The sequence below is a fragment of the Microbispora corallina genome, assembly GCF_016863035.1.
GTDB classification, from domain to species: Bacteria; Actinomycetota; Actinomycetes; order Streptosporangiales; family Streptosporangiaceae; genus Microbispora; species Microbispora corallina.
Genome location: NZ_BOOC01000002.1, coordinates 124,507 through 139,714 on the forward strand (window position 1 = coordinate 124,507; position 15,208 = coordinate 139,714).

At 71.8% G+C, this 15,208-nt stretch carries 13 protein-coding genes and 1 pseudogene; 5 read left to right on the forward strand and 9 right to left on the reverse strand.

Annotation, left to right across the window (positions count from 1 at the left end):
- Positions 1–3: 3 nt before the first annotated feature.
- Positions 4–1,857 (reverse strand): M14 family metallopeptidase, encoded by a 1,854-nt coding sequence (locus tag Mco01_RS02760; protein ID WP_239103287.1) that lies wholly within the window; start codon positions 1,855–1,857, stop codon positions 4–6.
- Positions 1,858–2,004: 147 nt separating this feature from the next.
- Entirely contained in the window at positions 2,005–4,641 is a 2,637-nt protein-coding gene (gene ppdK, locus Mco01_RS02765) for a pyruvate, phosphate dikinase (RefSeq protein WP_204055309.1), read from the reverse strand.
- A 363-nt stretch (positions 4,642–5,004) separates the two neighbouring features.
- Here ppdK and Mco01_RS02770 point away from each other — a divergent pair, with 363 nt between their 5' ends.
- Positions 5,005–6,486 (forward strand): alpha/beta hydrolase, encoded by a 1,482-nt coding sequence (locus Mco01_RS02770; protein WP_239103288.1) that lies wholly within the window; start codon positions 5,005–5,007, stop codon positions 6,484–6,486.
- Here Mco01_RS02770 and Mco01_RS02775 read toward each other — a convergent pair.
- The gene (locus Mco01_RS02775) at positions 6,441–6,893 is read right to left on the reverse strand and encodes an aldo/keto reductase (RefSeq protein WP_307825555.1); all 453 of its coding nucleotides are present in this window, start codon (positions 6,891–6,893) and stop codon (positions 6,441–6,443) included. The genes Mco01_RS02770 and Mco01_RS02775 overlap by 46 nt on opposite strands.
- Positions 6,791–7,552 carry an aldo/keto reductase gene (locus Mco01_RS02780; protein ID WP_204055311.1) on the reverse strand — a complete coding sequence of 254 codons (762 nt, stop codon included), beginning with the start codon at positions 7,550–7,552 and terminating at the stop codon, positions 6,791–6,793. Before Mco01_RS02780 ends, Mco01_RS02775 begins: the two co-directional genes overlap by 103 nt.
- A 106-nt stretch (positions 7,553–7,658) precedes the next feature.
- Between Mco01_RS02780 and Mco01_RS02785 the strand changes: the two genes are divergently transcribed.
- Complete coding sequence (locus Mco01_RS02785; protein WP_204055312.1) at positions 7,659–8,624, forward strand: AraC family transcriptional regulator; 966 nt, start codon at positions 7,659–7,661, stop codon at positions 8,622–8,624.
- A gap of 101 nt (positions 8,625–8,725) precedes the next feature.
- Here Mco01_RS02785 and Mco01_RS02790 read toward each other — a convergent pair whose 3' ends face one another.
- The 3 genes from Mco01_RS02790 to Mco01_RS02800 all read right to left on the reverse strand — a co-directional run bounded on the left by Mco01_RS02790 (position 8,726) and on the right by Mco01_RS02800 (position 11,361).
- Positions 8,726–9,307, reverse strand: coding sequence for an ATP-dependent Clp protease proteolytic subunit (locus Mco01_RS02790; protein WP_204055313.1), 582 nt, complete (start codon positions 9,305–9,307; stop codon positions 8,726–8,728).
- Between the two features lie 185 nt (positions 9,308–9,492).
- Entirely contained in the window at positions 9,493–10,878 is a 1,386-nt protein-coding gene (locus Mco01_RS02795) for a glycine--tRNA ligase (RefSeq protein WP_204055314.1), read from the reverse strand.
- A 168-nt stretch (positions 10,879–11,046) separates the two neighbouring features.
- Positions 11,047–11,361, reverse strand: a complete 315-nt coding sequence (locus Mco01_RS02800; protein WP_036323946.1) for an antibiotic biosynthesis monooxygenase family protein — start codon at positions 11,359–11,361, stop codon at positions 11,047–11,049.
- Positions 11,362–11,489: 128 nt separating this feature from the next.
- Between Mco01_RS02800 and Mco01_RS02805 the strand changes: the two genes are divergently transcribed.
- The 3 genes from Mco01_RS02805 (at position 11,490) to Mco01_RS02815 (ending at position 13,095) form a co-directional block, all read left to right on the forward strand.
- Complete coding sequence (locus Mco01_RS02805) at positions 11,490–11,921, forward strand: DUF6703 family protein (protein WP_307825550.1); 432 nt, start codon at positions 11,490–11,492, stop codon at positions 11,919–11,921.
- A 105-nt stretch (positions 11,922–12,026) separates the two neighbouring features.
- Positions 12,027–12,422 (forward strand): Fur family transcriptional regulator, encoded by a 396-nt coding sequence (locus Mco01_RS02810; RefSeq protein ID WP_204055315.1) that lies wholly within the window; start codon positions 12,027–12,029, stop codon positions 12,420–12,422.
- 124 nt (positions 12,423–12,546) lie between these two features.
- Positions 12,547–13,095 carry a CGNR zinc finger domain-containing protein gene (locus Mco01_RS02815; protein ID WP_239103289.1) on the forward strand — a complete coding sequence of 183 codons (549 nt, stop codon included), beginning with the start codon at positions 12,547–12,549 and terminating at the stop codon, positions 13,093–13,095.
- A 13-nt stretch (positions 13,096–13,108) separates the two neighbouring features.
- Here Mco01_RS02815 and Mco01_RS02820 read toward each other — a convergent pair whose 3' ends face one another.
- Both Mco01_RS02820 and recO read right to left on the reverse strand, forming a co-directional pair.
- Positions 13,109–13,888 carry an isoprenyl transferase gene (locus Mco01_RS02820; RefSeq protein ID WP_204055316.1) on the reverse strand — a complete coding sequence of 260 codons (780 nt, stop codon included), beginning with the start codon at positions 13,886–13,888 and terminating at the stop codon, positions 13,109–13,111.
- A gap of 369 nt (positions 13,889–14,257) precedes the next feature.
- Positions 14,258–14,980 (reverse strand): annotated as a pseudogene (gene recO, locus Mco01_RS02825) (DNA repair protein RecO); the annotation flags it as partial.
- Positions 14,981–15,208 lie beyond the last annotated feature (228 nt).

The following is a 15,208-nucleotide window of genomic DNA, read 5'->3' on the forward strand; positions in this document are numbered from 1 at the left end:
CGGTCAGGACTTGGTGATCTTCACGTCGTCGATCCCCGCCTCGACGAGGCTCGCCGTCGACGCGTCGGCGGCCTCGATCTGGATCCGCACGGTCTGGCCCGCGAACGCGTTCAGCGACGCGGTCGCCACACTCCACGAGCCGTCGCGGTTGACGGCGGCGCCGAGCTGCTCGAACACCGTGCTCGTGGTGCCGCCCACCACCTTGACCCGCAGGTAGTCGGCCGACGACGCGTTCGACCCGTGGGCCAGGTACCACGAGAACGACAGGCTGAGCGTCCCGGACGCGGGCAGCGTGATCGCCGGCGAGCGGATCGTCGTCACCCCGCCGTCGACGTCGTTGTCGCCCGCGCTCGCCCCGGCGGAGGCGCCGGTCACCAGGTCGTAGCTGCCGCTGACCGTGGTGCCGAGCTGCTTGGCCCCGCTGGAGGTCGTGGCGGCGGGGTCGGCCCGTTCCCACGCCCCGGACGTCGCGGTGTCCGTGCCCGCCGGGTTCGCGGTCCATCCGGTGGCCGTCTCGAACGTGTCGGAGTACACGGTCGTGGGCGGGGTGCCCGTGCCGCAGTAGGCGGCCTCCTTGCCGATGACCCGGTAGACGCAGTCGGCGTACTGCGTGAGCAGCAGCACCGCCGCCCGGTTGCGCGAGGTCTGCGCCGCGATCGCCTCGTCCGGAGGGTAGAACCCCGGGCTGTCCGTCGTCGGGTACATCTCGAACGTGTACGTGAAGATCTTCTGCGTGCCCCACATCCAGTCGTCGATCGAGCCGTCCGTGATGTAGAGGTCGCTGGCCTGCTCGGGCGTGTAGCCGTTGGTCGCGGCCATGCTGCGGCCCAGCGTCGCGTACGCGTCGTGGTCGTCCTGGGTGAGGCCGGGCCCGGTGTCGGCCGTCGTGTACCCGTACGGCCAGAGGATCAGCTCGCTGTAGGTGTGCCAGTCGATGGCGGCCTTGATCTGCTGGACGCCGCCGACCACCCGGCTGCGGACCCAGTCGGCGGCCGCCTTGACCTCGGGCGCCGACTCGGCCGCCGAGCCGCGGTACGTCTCGCTCGACGTGCTGCCGGACGAGCCGCCGCAGCAGCCCCAGTTGTAGGCCCAGTTGCGGTTGATGTCGGTGCCGACCGCCGACGACCCGGAGTTGGGCTGGCGGTTCTTGCGCCACGACCGGTACGACCCGGTCGCCACGTCGTACTCGCTGCCGTCAGGGTTGAGGTCGGGCAGGATCCAGATCTCCCGCGAGTTCACCAGGTCGGTGATCTGGCTGTCGCTGCCGTAGTTGTCGGCGAACAGGTGCATCAGGTAGAGCGCCATCTCCACCGTGAGGTGCTCGCGGGCGTGCTGGTTGGCCGTGAAGAGCACCTCGGGCTCGTTCTCGTCCGTCCCGACGTTGTCGCTGATCTTCACGCCGATCAGGTCGCGCCCCTCGTACGAGCGGCCATAGGTGAATTTGCTCGCGATGCCGGGGTGGGCGGCGACGATCGCGTTCACCTCCGCCGTCAGCTCCGCGTAGTTGTGGTAGCCGGAGTCTGCCGACGGGAAGTCGAGGGTCTGCGCCTCCTCGAGCTCCTTGACCGTGTAGCCGAGCCGGCGGATGGCCGCGGCCTCATCCGCGGTGGCGGTCACGGTCACGCTGCGGCCGTGCACGGCGTCGATGGCGGCCCCGGTCCTGGCCACCGCGGTCCGCTGCGCGGCGGTCGCCGGGCCGTCGACCGTGTACCGCAGGGACGGCGGCGGCTCGGGCGCGGACGCGGCCGTCCCCGCCGGCCCCGCCGCGGACACGGCCGGCGACGGCGTGCCCACGAGCAGGACGGCGAGGAGCGCCGCGACGCTTCCCAGCACGGGCAGGTGGTGACGTCTTCTCACTCCACGTCCTCCCTCGGGTAGGTACGTAGAGTGATCAAACCGTTCCGGGCCATCAATAGCCCGGAACCCGCCGCGGCGCCTCCGTCAACCGCCGCCGTTTTGACCAGCGGCTTCCACAATCGGTCGCGATGCTCTGTGGATTTCCACTCAGCGGGTGTCGGACCCTCCGCTCACCAGCGCGGCGCGCCCCGCCTCGAGCCGGGCCACCGGGATGCGGAACGGCGAGCAGGAGACGTAGTCGAGCCCGATGTCGTGGCAGAAGTGCACCGAGTCGGGGTCGCCGCCGTGCTCGCCGCAGATGCCGAGCTTCAGGTCCGGCCGCGCCCTCCTGCCCTCCTCGACCGCGATCCGCATCAGCCGGCCGACGCCCTCCCGGTCGATGGACTCGAACGGCGAGACGCCGAAGACGCCGAGGTCGAGATACTTGCCGAAGAACGAGCTCTCCACGTCGTCGCGGGAGAAGCCCCAGGTCATCTGGGTGAGGTCGTTCGTGCCGAACGAGAAGAACTGGGCGGCCCCGGCGATCCGCCCGGCGGTGAGTGCCGCGCGCGGCACCTCGATCATCGTGCCGATCAGCGCGCTCACCCCCGCCTCCGCCAGGATCCGCACGGCCTCCTCGCGCACGATCTCCAGTTCCTGCACCGCCCCGACGAGCGGGATCATGATCTCCGCGCGGGGGTCGGCGGCGCGCCGCGCGGCGGCGGCGATGGCCCGCACCTGCATGGCGAACAGCCCGGGGACGGCCAGGCCGAGCCGCACCCCCCGCAGGCCGAGCATCGGGTTCTCCTCGTGCAGCCGCCTGACGGCCTCCAGGAGCCTGCGGTCGCGCGCGGACGCCCCGTCCGCGGCGAGGGCCACCCGGACGGCCAGATCGGTGAGGTCCGGCAGGAACTCGTGCAGCGGCGGGTCGATGAGCCTGATGGTGACCGGCAGGCCCTCCATCGCGGCGAACAGGCCGGTGAAGTCGTCCGTCTGGAGCGGTTCGAGCGCGTCGAGCGCGGTCTGCCGCTCCCGCGGGGTCGAGGCCAGGATGAGGTCCTCGACGAGGCGGCGGCGCTCCCCGAGGAACATGTGCTCGGTCCGGCACAGCCCGATGCCCTGGGCGCCGAACCTCCGGGCGCGGGCGGCGTCCTCGGGGGTGTCCGCGTTGGCGCGCACGGCCAGGCGGCGCACGGAGTCGGCGTGGGTCATCAGCCGGTCGACCGCGGCGACGAGTTCGCCGTCCACGGACCGGCCCTCGAAGTACTGGGCGACGGGCGACGGCGCCACCGGCACCTCGCCGAGGTAGACGGCGCCGGTGCCCCCGTCGATGGAGATGACGTCGCCCTCCTCGACCGTGATCCCGCCGGGGGCGGTGAAGCGCCGCTCGTGGGGGTCGACGTCGAGCTCCTCCGCGCCGCAGACGCACGTCTTGCCCATGCCGCGGGCGACGACGGCGGCGTGCGACGTCTTCCCGCCGCGCGAGGTGAGCACGCCGCGCGCGGCGATCATCCCGGACAGGTCGTCGGGGTTGGTCTCCCTGCGGACGAGGATGACGTCCTCCCCCCGCCCGGCGAGCTCGACGGCCCGCTCCGAGCTGAACACCGCCTTGCCGACGGCCGCGCCGGGCGAGGCGTTCATGCCGGTCGTCAGCCGGCGGTTGTCCGCCGTCCCGGAGAACCGGGGGAACATCAGCTGCGCGAGCTGGTCTCCGGTGACGCGCTCGACGGCCTCGTCCAGGTCGATCAGGCCCTCGTCCACCAGCTGCGACGCGATGCAGAACGCGGCCTCGGGGGTGCGCTTGCCCACCCGGGTCTGGAGCATCCACAGCTTGCCGCGCTCGATCGTGAACTCGATGTCGCACAGGTCGCGGTAGTGCCGCTCCAGCGTGGCCATGATGTCCAGCAGCTCGCGGTAGGAGGCCGGGTCGATGGTCTCCAGCTCCTGCAGCGGGACCGTGTTGCGGATGCCCGCCACCACGTCCTCGCCCTGGGCGTTCTGGAGGTAGTCGCCGTACACGCCCTGCCTGCCGGAGCCGGGGTCGCGGGTGAAGGCCACGCCGGTGCCGGAGTCGTCGCCGAGGTTGCCGAAGACCATGGCGACCACGTTCACCGCGGTCCCGAGGCCGGCGGGGATGCGCTCCTGGCGGCGGTAGAGGACGGCGCGGGGGGCGTTCCAGGACGCGAAGACGGCCGCGACGGCCAGGTCCATCTGCTCGCGGGGGTCGGAGGGGAACTCGCGGCCCGCCTCCCTGCGGACGATGCCCTTGAAGGTCTCGACGAGCCGCTGCAGGTCGGACGCCTCCAGGTCGGTGTCGTGCCGGTCGCCCTTCAGCTCGTCGAGCGCGTCCTCGAAGTGCTCGCCGTCGATGCCGAGGACGGTCTTGCCGAACATCTGGATGAGGCGGCGGTAGGAGTCCCATGCGAAGCGCTCGTTGCCCGCCTGCTTGGCCAGCCCGAGGACCGACTGGTCGTTCAGCCCGATGTTGAGGACGGTCTCCATCATGCCCGGCATGGAGAACTTGGCCCCCGACCTGACGCTGACCAGCAGGGGGTCGTCGGCCTCGCCCAGACGCCTGCCCATCCGGGCCTCCAGCGCGGCCAGATGTGACCCGATCTCGTCTCCGAGCCCCTCGGGCATGCCGCCGTGACGGAGGTAGTGGCGGCACGCCTCGGCCGTGATCGTGAAGCCGGGGGGCACGGGGAGCCCGAGGTTGGTCATTTCCGCCAGATTGGCGCCCTTACCGCCGAGGAGATCTTTGAGATCCTTGTTGCCCTCGGTGAAGTCGTAAACGTACTTGGGCATGTGACGCTCCTTCTCCGACTTCAATGAAACGCGCTGACGCAGCCTGCATCCGGACTCTACCGGTGAAAATGATGACCAAACGTCACTCCATCGGAGAAAAGGTGTATCCGCAGGTGGGTCCGCCCATGGAGGTCTAATCCACTTCTCGTCACGGCAAAGGGATCCCGGCATTCCCCGGCATTCGCACTGGTATAAACCAATTTCCGGCCAAGGGCCGGGACCCGCGCCTCTGTTTCACCCCGGTTAAATGGTGTAGACCATTCTCTCCGCCCGTCCGCACCGGCGCGTTCACGGCCTTAAGGGAGGGGCCTGCGGTATAAAGGAGCAACCCTCCGAATACAGTCGAACGACGGAGGGGTAGCGGTGTCGCGGAGTGTCTGGCGCGTCGCGCTGGCGAGGTTCCTGGGGGCGGGCTGCCTGGTGATGGCCGCATCGGGATGCGGCGGGACCGGGCTGTCCCCCGCCGGGTACGCCAGCCGGGCCGACACGCTGCCGTGGCACCAGTGCGAGGAGACCTCCTCGTCGGCCGGGTTCGAGTGCGCGACCCTGCGGGTGCCGCTCGACTACGCCAAGCCGCAGGGCGAGAAGATCGGGATCGCCCTGATCCGCCTGCGGGCCACCGACCCCTCCCACCGCATCGGCTCGCTGCTGTTCAACTTCGGCGGCCCCGGCGGGTCAGGAGTGACCACGCTCGCCAACGCGGCCTCGGCGTTCTCCGTGCTCGGCCGCCGCTACGACCTCGTCAGCTTCGACCCCCGGGGCGTCGACCGCAGCAGCGGCATCCGGTGCCTGAGCGGCCCCCAGATGGACCAGTACATGGCCCGTGAGCCGAGCGGGAGCACGGCCACGGAGACCCGGCTGGTCAGCGAGTTCGCCGAGGGGTGCGAGCGCAACGCCGGCCGCATCCTGCCGTACGTCGGGACCGTCAACGCCGCACGGGACATGGAGTCCATCCGGCAGGCGCTGGGCGAGTCGCGCCTCAACTACCTGGGCTTCTCGTACGGCACCCACCTCGGGGCCGTCTACGCCACCCAGTTCCCCAAGAAGGTCGGCCGCATGGTGCTCGACGCGGCGGTGGACCCGTCGGTGGGCATGCTCGACATGGCCAAGACCCAGGCCCTGGGCTTCCAGAAGGCGTTCGACGACTACCTGGCCGACTGCGCCAGGACCCGCACGAGCTGCCCCCTGGGGGCCGACCCGCCGGCCGCCACCCAGACCGTGATCAAGCTGCTCGACGACCTGGGCAGGAACCCCGGGAAGGCGGGCTCCCGGGTCGTCACCGAGGACATCGCCCGGGCCGGCGTCACCCAGGCCCTCTACAGCAAACTGACCTGGCCGCTGCTCACCGAGGCGATCAACGAGGGCAGGAAGGGCGACTACCGGGGCCTGCTGGCGCTGGCCGACCAGTACGCCGGACGGCAGCCCGACGGCACCTACTCGACCCTCCAGTTCTCGCTGCCGGCCGTCCTGTGCGCCGACACGACCGATCGGCCGTCCGTCGCTCAGGCCGAGGACCTGGCCAAGCGGCTGGAGAAGCAGTCGCCCATCTTCGCCTCCACCGCGATCAGCGCCGGGAGCTGCAGCGTGTGGCCGGTCCCCGGCGACGACGCCGCCCGCCGCATCAACGCCACCGGGTCCGGCACCATCGTCGTGGTGGGCACGACCAACGACCCCGCGACGCCGTACCAGTGGGCGCCGCGCCTCGCGGCCCAGTTGCGCACCGCCGTCCTGCTGACGCTGAAGGGCGAGGGCCACGGCGCCTACGGCCAGAGCGCCTGCATCGACAACTCCGTCAACTCCTACCTGCTGGACGGCAAGGTCCCGGCCCGGGGCACCCGCTGCTGAACGGACCTCGCCCCGCCCCGAGGCTCCGCCGGGGCGGGGGTCAGGCCGTCTGGGGGAAGCCGGTAGGCGCCGCCGTCCTGGATCCAGGCCGGGTACTCGACGGGTAGCGCGCTGACGGCGTCCAGCTCCGCGAGGTCCTCCTCCGTCAGCTCCAGGTCGACGGCCGCCAGGTTCTCCTCCAGCTGCTCCGGCCGCTTGGCCCCCAGGATCGCGCTGGTGACCCCGGGCTGGGCGAGCACCCAGGCCAGCGCCACGCGGGCAACGGTCGTGCCGTGCCGGGCCGCGACCGCGCGCAGCGCGTCGATCATGTCGTAGGCCCGCTCCAGGTCGACCGGCGGGAACGCGGACCGGGTGCGGCGGGCCTCGCCGTCCGCCGTGCCCTCCCGCCCGAACTTGCCGGACAGCAGCCCGGCCGCGAGCGGGCTCCAGACGAGCAGGCCGAGCCCCTGGTCGCGCGGACCACGGGAAGGATCTCCCGCTCGATGTCGCGCCCCGCCAGCGAGTAGTACGACTGCAGGGAGGCGAACCGCGTCCAGCCCCGGCGATCGGAGACGCCGAGGGCCTTCATCGTCTGCCAGGCGGTCAGGTTGGACGCGCCGACGTAGCGGACCTTGCCCTGGCGCACGGCGTCGTCGAGCGCGGCCAGCGACTCCTCGAACGGCGTGTACGGGTCGTAGTTGTGGATCTGGTAAAGGTCGACGTGGTCGGTCCGGAGCCGCCGCAGGCTGTCCTCCAGCGACCGCATGACGTGCAGCCGCGACTGGCCCGAGTCGTTGGGCCCGGGACCCACCCGGGCCGTCGACTTGGTGGCCAGGACGACGTCACGGCGGCGGGCGCCGAGCACCTGGCCGAGAAGCTCCTCCGACTCGCCGTCGCCGTACAGGTCAGCCGTGTCGATCAGGTTCACCCCCCGGTCGAGGGCGGCGCCGACCAGCGCGTCGGTCTCCTTGACGTCCAGTCCCCCGACCGCGCCCCACACCTGGGACCCGCGTCCCCCGAAGCTCATCGCCCCCAGCGAGACGCGGGAGACGAACACGCCAGTTGTCCCGAGTTGCGCGAAATGCATACTTTTATACCTTTCACGTGGTGAGTCGCTGGAACGCTACAGCCGCAGGTGTGGGGCGATCCATGAGACAGAGTCCGTGATGCATGCGCGACCGTCCGGAGGTGCGATGGACCGTCAGAGGGACCCCCTGTCCGACGTCCTGACCATGGCGAACGTCGGCGCGGCCTACGCCTCGCGCTTCGAGGCGACCGGCCGCTGGGCGCTGTGCTTCCCCGCGTACCGGCACGTGAAGGTCGGCGCGGTGGTGTCGGGCGCGTGCCTGCTCGCCCCCGACGGCGCTCCCCCGGTACGGCTCTCGCGGGGCGACTGCTACCTGCTCGCGGGCGGGCGGCCGTACCAGGTGGGGAGCGGCCCCGGCCTCGCCCCCGACGACGGCGCCGAGGTCTACCGGCAGGCCCGCGACCCGCGGAACGTCCGGTACGCCGGGGCGGGTCTGGAGGCGGGCGGGGAACCGGCCGTCCTGGTGGGCGGGAGCATCACGCTCGACGAGGTGACGGCTGCCCTGCTGCTTGAGCACCTGCCCCCGGTCACCCGCGTGCCCGCCGGGGGCCCGCAGGCCCGGGTCCTGCGGCCGTTGCTGGACGTGCTCGGCGCGGAGACGACGGCCGCGGCGCCGGGCGGGGAGGCGACCGTCCGGAGGCTGACGGAGATCATGTTCATCCAGGTCCTCCGGGCGCACCTGGCCGAATCTGAAGGGCTGCCGGGCTGGATCGGCGCGCTGGGCGACCCGCAGATCGGCGCGGCGCTGGCCCTCATGCACCGGCAGGCGACCCGCCGCTGGACGGTGGCCAATCTGGCGGCGGCGGTGGGGATGTCGCGGTCCACCTTCGCCCAGCGCTTCAAGGAGCTGGTCGGGACGACCCCGCTCGACTATCTGATGCAGTGGCGCATCAGGTCCGCCGCGCGGGCCCTGCGGTCGGGGGACCGCACCGTCGCCTCGGTCGCGGCCGAGTGGGGCTACGGCTCGGAGAGCGCCTTCAGCAACGCCTTCAAGCGGGTCACCGGGCTCCCGCCGGCCCGGTACCGGACCGCCGAGCCCGTCCCCCCGGCCAGACCTCCCCTCGCCGGCTGACCCGCGGCCGTCGTCACCCGGTGAGACCGTCGGGGCCTCCGCCGGCCTGCGGCCGTCGGCACCCCGCGAGACCGCCCAGCCCGCGCCGGGCCGTGGGCGGCTCAGCTCCGCGTGCGCACGGCTCCGAGCCCGGCCACCACGTGGTCGACGAAGCCGTACTCCTTCGCCTCCTCGGCCGTGAACCAGCGGTCCCGGTCGGAGTCCTCCTCGATCCGCTCCAGCGGCTGCCCGGTGTGGAACGCGATCCGCTCGGCCAGCGTCTTCTTCGTGTAACGCATCTGCTCGGCCTGGATGGCGATGTCGGAGGCAGTGCCGCCGATCCCGCCGAGGGGCTGGTGCATGACGATCCGGGCGTGCGGCAGGGCGTACCGCTTGCCCCGGGCGCCGGCGCACAGCAGGAACTGGCCCATCGAGGCGGCCAGGCCCATGGTCACCGTCACGACGTCGTTCGGGACGTACTGCATGACGTCGTAAATCGCCATTCCCGCGGACACCGAGCCGCCGGGGGAATTGATGTAGAGGCTGATGTCGCGGCGGGAGTCCTCCGCGGTGAGCAGGAGCAACTCCGAGCAGATCCGGTTGGCGATCTCGTCGGTCACCTCCTGGCCGAGCACGACGATGCGCTGCTCCAGCAGGCGTTGCCCCAGCTGAGCCGAGGCGAGCGGGTCGGACGCCGAGTCCATGTGGTCCCCCTGTCGATCGTGGTTTCGCCGGTGAGGCGACCATATCCCCGCGCCCCAGGAAAAGGCCTGGTCGTTTCGCCCTGGGCACATTTCACTATTGGCGCATTATTCCCTCAGTGAAATTCGGGAATGACAGCGAAAGGCGCCTCCCGGGAATTCCCGGAAGGCGCCTCCCTGCCCGCGCGTCAGTCGTTGAGGTGCTGGCGCAGGTACGACTCGACCTGGTCGAGCGCGACCCGCTGCTGGGCCATGGTGTCCCGCTCGCGGATCGTCACGGCCTGGTCCTCGAGGGTGTCGAAGTCGACCGTGATGGCGAACGGCGTGCCGATCTCGTCCTGGCGGCGGTAGCGGCGGCCGATCGCGCCCGCGTCGTCGAAGTCCACGTTCCACCGGCGGCGCAGCCGGGCGGCCAGGTCGCGCGCCTTGGGCGACAGGTCGGCGTTGCGCGACAGCGGGAGCACGGCGACCTTGACCGGCGCCAGCCGGTGGTCGAGCCGCATGACCGTGCGCTCCTCCATCACGCCCTTCGCGTTGGGCGCCTCGTCCACGGTGTAGGCGTCGAGGAGGAACGTCAGCGTGGCCCGGTCCACACCCGCCGCCGGCTCGATGACGTACGGCACGTAGCGCTCGCCCGTGTCCTGCTCGAAGAACGACAGGTCCGTGCCGGACGCCTTGCCGTGGGCCGTCAGGTCGAAGTCGGTCCGGTTGGCGATGCCCTCGAGCTCGCCCCACTCGCCGCCCGCGAAGTTGAAGCGGTACTCGACGTCGACGGTCCGCTTCGAATAGTGGGACAGCTTGTCCTTGGGGTGCTCGTAGAGCCGGAGGTTGTCCTTGTTGATGCCGAGGTCGACGTACCAGCGCAGGCGCTCGTCGATCCAGTACTGGTGCCACTCCTCGTCGGTGCCGGGCTTGACGAAGAACTCCATCTCCATCTGCTCGAACTCGCGCGTCCGGAAGATGAAGTTGCCCGGGGTGATCTCGTTGCGGAACGACTTGCCGATCTGCCCGATGCCGAACGGGATCTTCTTGCGGGCCGACTGCTGGACGTTCAGGTAGTTGATGAAGATGCCCTGGGCCGTCTCCGGACGCAGGTAGGCGAGGCCCGACTCGTCCTCGACCGGGCCGAGGTAGGTCTTCAGCAGGCCGCTGAACTGCCGCGGCGGCGTGAAGGTGCCCTTGTTGCCGCAGTTGGGGCAGGTGATGTCGGCCAGGCCGCCCGCCGGCTCGCTGCCGTGCTTTTCGGCGTACGCCTCCAGCAGGTGGTCGGCGCGGTACCGCTTGTGGCACGACTGGCACTCGGTCAGCGGGTCGGTGAAGGTGTCGACGTGGCCGCTGGCCTGCCAGACCTCCCGGGCGAGGATGACGCACGAGTCGAGGCCGACGACGTCGTCGCGGCCCTGGACCATGGCCTTCCACCACTCGCGCTTGACGTTGTTCTTCAGCTCGACACCGAGGGGTCCGTAGTCCCAGGACGCGCGGAGGCCGCCGTAGATCTCGCTCGACGGGAAGACCAGCCCGCGGCGCTTGGCGAGGCTGACGATCGTTTCCAGGACGTCGGTGCGACGTGCCATCAGTGGGACTCCATCCGGCTGGGTGTCGGCGTTGAGATCAGCTCGGGATCCGCGGGACCCCGCTCGATCGACCGGGCAGGCCGGCGTGATCTCCGCCGGGGCAGCCGGATCGGCTGGGCACCTGCCCGAATCTGTGGTCAAGCTTAGGGGACTCGCGCGCCCCCGCGCTCAGGCCTTGCCGACAGACCCGGCCGCGCCGCCGTCCGGCAGGCCGTAGACGCCTTCGAACGCGCTCGGCTCGTTGATCATCAGGGTCATCAGCGGGTACATCGCCATCCGGGCCGCCGACAGCGCCCGCCGGTAGAAGCCGGCACCCTCCCACTCGCTGACCAGGGCCCACAGGACGGGCTCGTCGACCGACCGGCCGACCTGCCCGCGCAGGTATCCCGGCTGGGCGGCCAGCACGTCGAGGATGGCGCGGGCCTGGACGGCGAACTCGTCGGCCTGCGAACCGGGCACCGAGTAGCGGATCACGGCGAGCATGGCGTTCAGCATGCCATCCCGCCGCCGCGCCGCGTCCCGCCGCCCGTCCCGTACGCCACCCGAGGCCGGAGCGATGCACCGCGCCCGGGCAGGTGCGCCGCGGCGGCGGGGGTGACTAGGCTCGTCGTGTGGCACGCGACTCCGACCCGACACGTCGTCCCAAGGCCCCCGCGCACCCGCTGGCGAGGAAGCCGGCCCCGGGGACGGCCGGGGCGCGGCCCGCGCGCCCGGCGCGGCGGCCGCTGCCGGCGGGCGAGCAGTTCTTCACCCCCGGCGCCACCGGGCTGCGGCGGTCGGTCGAGCTGAAGAGCGCCGCGCCGCTGGTGTTCCTCTTCCAGCTCCCGCGCTGGGTGGTGCCGGTCGTCATGGTCGCGCTGCTGCTCGCCGGACTGGTCGTCGCCGACTGGCGGGGCGGGATCGCGGTGCTCCCGGTGCTGGCGTTCGTCCTGTGGCTGGCCTACCTCTCGTGGCCCTCGCTGCGCCCCGCCGGGCGGCTCCTGCGGGTGGCGCTCGTGACCTTCATCGTGCTGCTCGCGGCCACCCGATTCGGCCTAATCTGAGGAGTGGAGCGCATCGGGGAACGCCCGGCGGGAGCGGCTCGCCGCAGGTCCGATCCCCGCTGCGGGCTCGGTAGATTCGTGGGGAAGCCGCACACAGGAGTCCTGATGACCAAGAGCCGCGACGCCGTTCACGAGATCCTCCGGCAGAGCACGGGGTTCCGGAGCGCGCAGGACGTGTTCGCCGAGATGCGCGCGGACGGCTCGAAGATCGGCCTCACCACCGTCTACCGCGCCCTGCAGTCCCTTTCCGACGCCGGCCGCGTCGACGTCCTGCGCACCGACGAGGGCGAGTCGGTCTACCGCGCCTGCCAGAGCGAGTCGCACCACCACCACCTCGTGTGCCGTCACTGCGGGCTGACGGTCGAGGTGGCCGGGCCCGACGTCGAGCGGTGGGCCGAGGTCGTGGGCGCCGAGCACGGCTTCACCCAGGTCACCCACACCGTCGAGGTCTTCGGCACCTGCGGGTCGTGCGCGTCGGCCGTATCGGCGGCGAACGCCTGAGGTCCCGTCCCCCGGCGCCCCGCACCGGTCGGCGGCGCGCCCCGCGTCGTACGCCGTGCGGCGACGCCGTCCCACGCGGGCGCCCGGAGAGGTACGCTGCCACCGCCGGACAGAGGGAGAGGCCGTGCCGTTCAGCCATGACATGGTGTACTCGCTGGCGACCGTGGTCGAGCTGATCAACACGGGCGCGGACGAGCGCGACGGGCTGGCCGGGGTCGAGGACCTCGAGGCGTTCGTCCGCCAGCGTCAGGTGAGCGGCGTCGGCCGGGTGACCGACCACGACCTGGCCGAGGTGCGGGCGCTGCGGCGCGACTTCCACGAGGTGTTCACCGCGCCCGACAGTCGGGCCGCGATCGCGCTGCTCAACACGCTGCTCGGGCGCACCCGCATCACGCCGAGCCTCACCGAGCACGACGGCTTCCCCGTCCACGTGCACTACTTCGCGCCGGGCGCGTCTGTCGCCGAGCACCTCGCCGCGGACTGCGGGGTGGCGCTCGCCCACGTGATCGTCGAGGACGAGTGGGAGCGGCTGCGGACGTGCGCCGCCCCCGACTGCTCCCACGTCTTCGTGGACGAGTCGCGCAACCGCTCCCGGGTCTACTGCGACAGCCGCACCTGCGGCAACCGGATGCACGTGGCCGCCTACCGGGCCCGGCGCCGCCCCGCGTCCTGACGGACGTGCCGCGTCAGGCGCCGCCCGCCTCGTTGGGAATCGCCCCGCCGTAGCGGCGGTCCCGCTTGGCGTAGATCTCGCAGGCCTGCCACAGGTCGCGGCGGTCGAAGTCGGGCCAGAGCTGGTTGAGGAACACCATCTCGGCGTACGCCGACTGCCAGAGCAGGAAGTTCGAGGTGCGCTGCTCCCCCGACGAGCGCAGGAACAGGTCGACGTCCGGGATCTCGGGCTCGTCGAGGTAGCCGGCGAAGAGCTTCTCGGACACCTTCTCCGGTTTCACCCGCCCGGCCGCGATCTCCCGGGCCAGCCGTACGGCGGCGTCCACGATCTCGGCCCGGCCGCCGTAGTTGACGCAGAACTGCAGGGTCAGCGTGCTGTTGCGGACCGTCATCTGCTCGGCGTCCTGGAGCTCCTTGATGACGCTCTTCCACAGCCGTCCCGGACGGCCCGCCCAGCGCACCCGCACGCCCATCGCGTGGAGCTGGTCGCGGCGCCTGCGGATGACGTCGCGGTTGAACCCCATCAGGAAGCGGACCTCGTCGGGCGAGCGCTTCCAGTTCTCGGTGGAGAAGGCGTACGCCGACAGGTAGGGGATGCCGACCTCGATCGCGCCCTCGATCACATCGAACAGCGACGCCTCGCCCATCTTGTGCCCCTCGGTGCGGGGCAGGCCGCGGGCCTTGGCCCAGCGGCCGTTGCCGTCCATGACGATCGCGACGTGCCTCGGGAGGAGGTCGCGCGGGATGGGCGGAGGGGTGGCGCCTGACGGATGCGGAGTCGGTGGACGGACCATGTTCCGAGCGTATTGGGTCGGGCGTGGTCCTCAGGTGCGGGAGATGTGCGGATCCTGCGCGAATTCGCCGCCCCGCCGCGCGGCGTCCTCCCCGGCCCGGGCGCCCCGTTCCGCGCCCCGCTGTGCGCCCCGCTGTGCGCCCCAGGTCGCGTCGTCCCCCGGCGGGCCCGGCTCACGATCAGGCCGCCCGGACGTCCACGCGTCGTCCCCTGACGGCGCGGGCTCGTCACCGGGCCACTCCGGGTCCCAGGCGTCGCCGCCCGACGGCCCGGGCTCGCGGCCGGGCTCGGAATCCCCGGCCTCGTCCCCCGGCCGGCCGGGCTCCGCCGCCGGCCACCACGCGCCGGGGACCGGGCCCGCGGGCCACTCCCTCTCGACGTGGCGCAGTGAGCGGATGCCGTGCTCCAGGTGCCACTGCAGGTAGGCGGCCACCAGGCCGCTGCACTCGGTACGGTGCCGGGACTCGGAGGCGTCCGCCGCCGGCCAGTCGCCGCGCAGCAGCGCGATCATGAGCGCGATCGTCTCGGCGGCCGGGACGGCGGCGACCGGCGGGCGGCACGCCCCGCACACCACGCCCCCCGCCACGATCGCGAACGCGCGCACGGCCTCCGCGCCGCAGCGGGCGCACTCCGACAGGGCCGGGGCGTACCCCGCGACCGCGAGCGAGCGCAGGAAGAACGCGTCGAGCACCAGCCGGGCCTCGTGACCGCCCTCGGCGAGCGTGCGCAGGCCGCCGACCAGCAGGAGGAACTGGCGCAGCGCCGGCTCCTTCTCCCCCACGGTGAGCCGGTCGGCGGTCTCCAGCATCGCGGACCCCGCCGTGTAGCGGGGGTAGTCGCCCACGATCGCCTCGCCGTACGGGTGGAGGGTCTCCACCTGCGTGATCACGTCGAGCGTCCTGCCCGCGTGAAGCTGCAGGTCGACGTGGGAGAACGGCTCCAGGCGCGCGCCGAACCGCGACATGGTCCTGCGGACGCCCTTGGCCACGCCGCGGACCTTGCCGGTGCGGCGCGTGAGGATCGTGATGATGCGGTCGGCCTCGCCCAGCTTCTGGGTGCGCAGCACGACGCCCTCGTCGCGGTAGAGGCTCACCTGACCATGGTAGGGGCGGCCGCCTCGCCGGATGTTCGCCGCATGCCACCTGGGTGAAAGGTGAAATTTCGGTAATGATCTGGAGACGATGACACGCTCGGCGGGGGCCGGAAGCTGTACGACAGGTAGTCGTACGGTAAACCTGGGGTACGACGGCTCTTCCGGAAGGTCACTAAGCTTCTGCCTCCGGCGGAATCCCCGCGCCGGTCAAGCCTGACGGCCTGATCT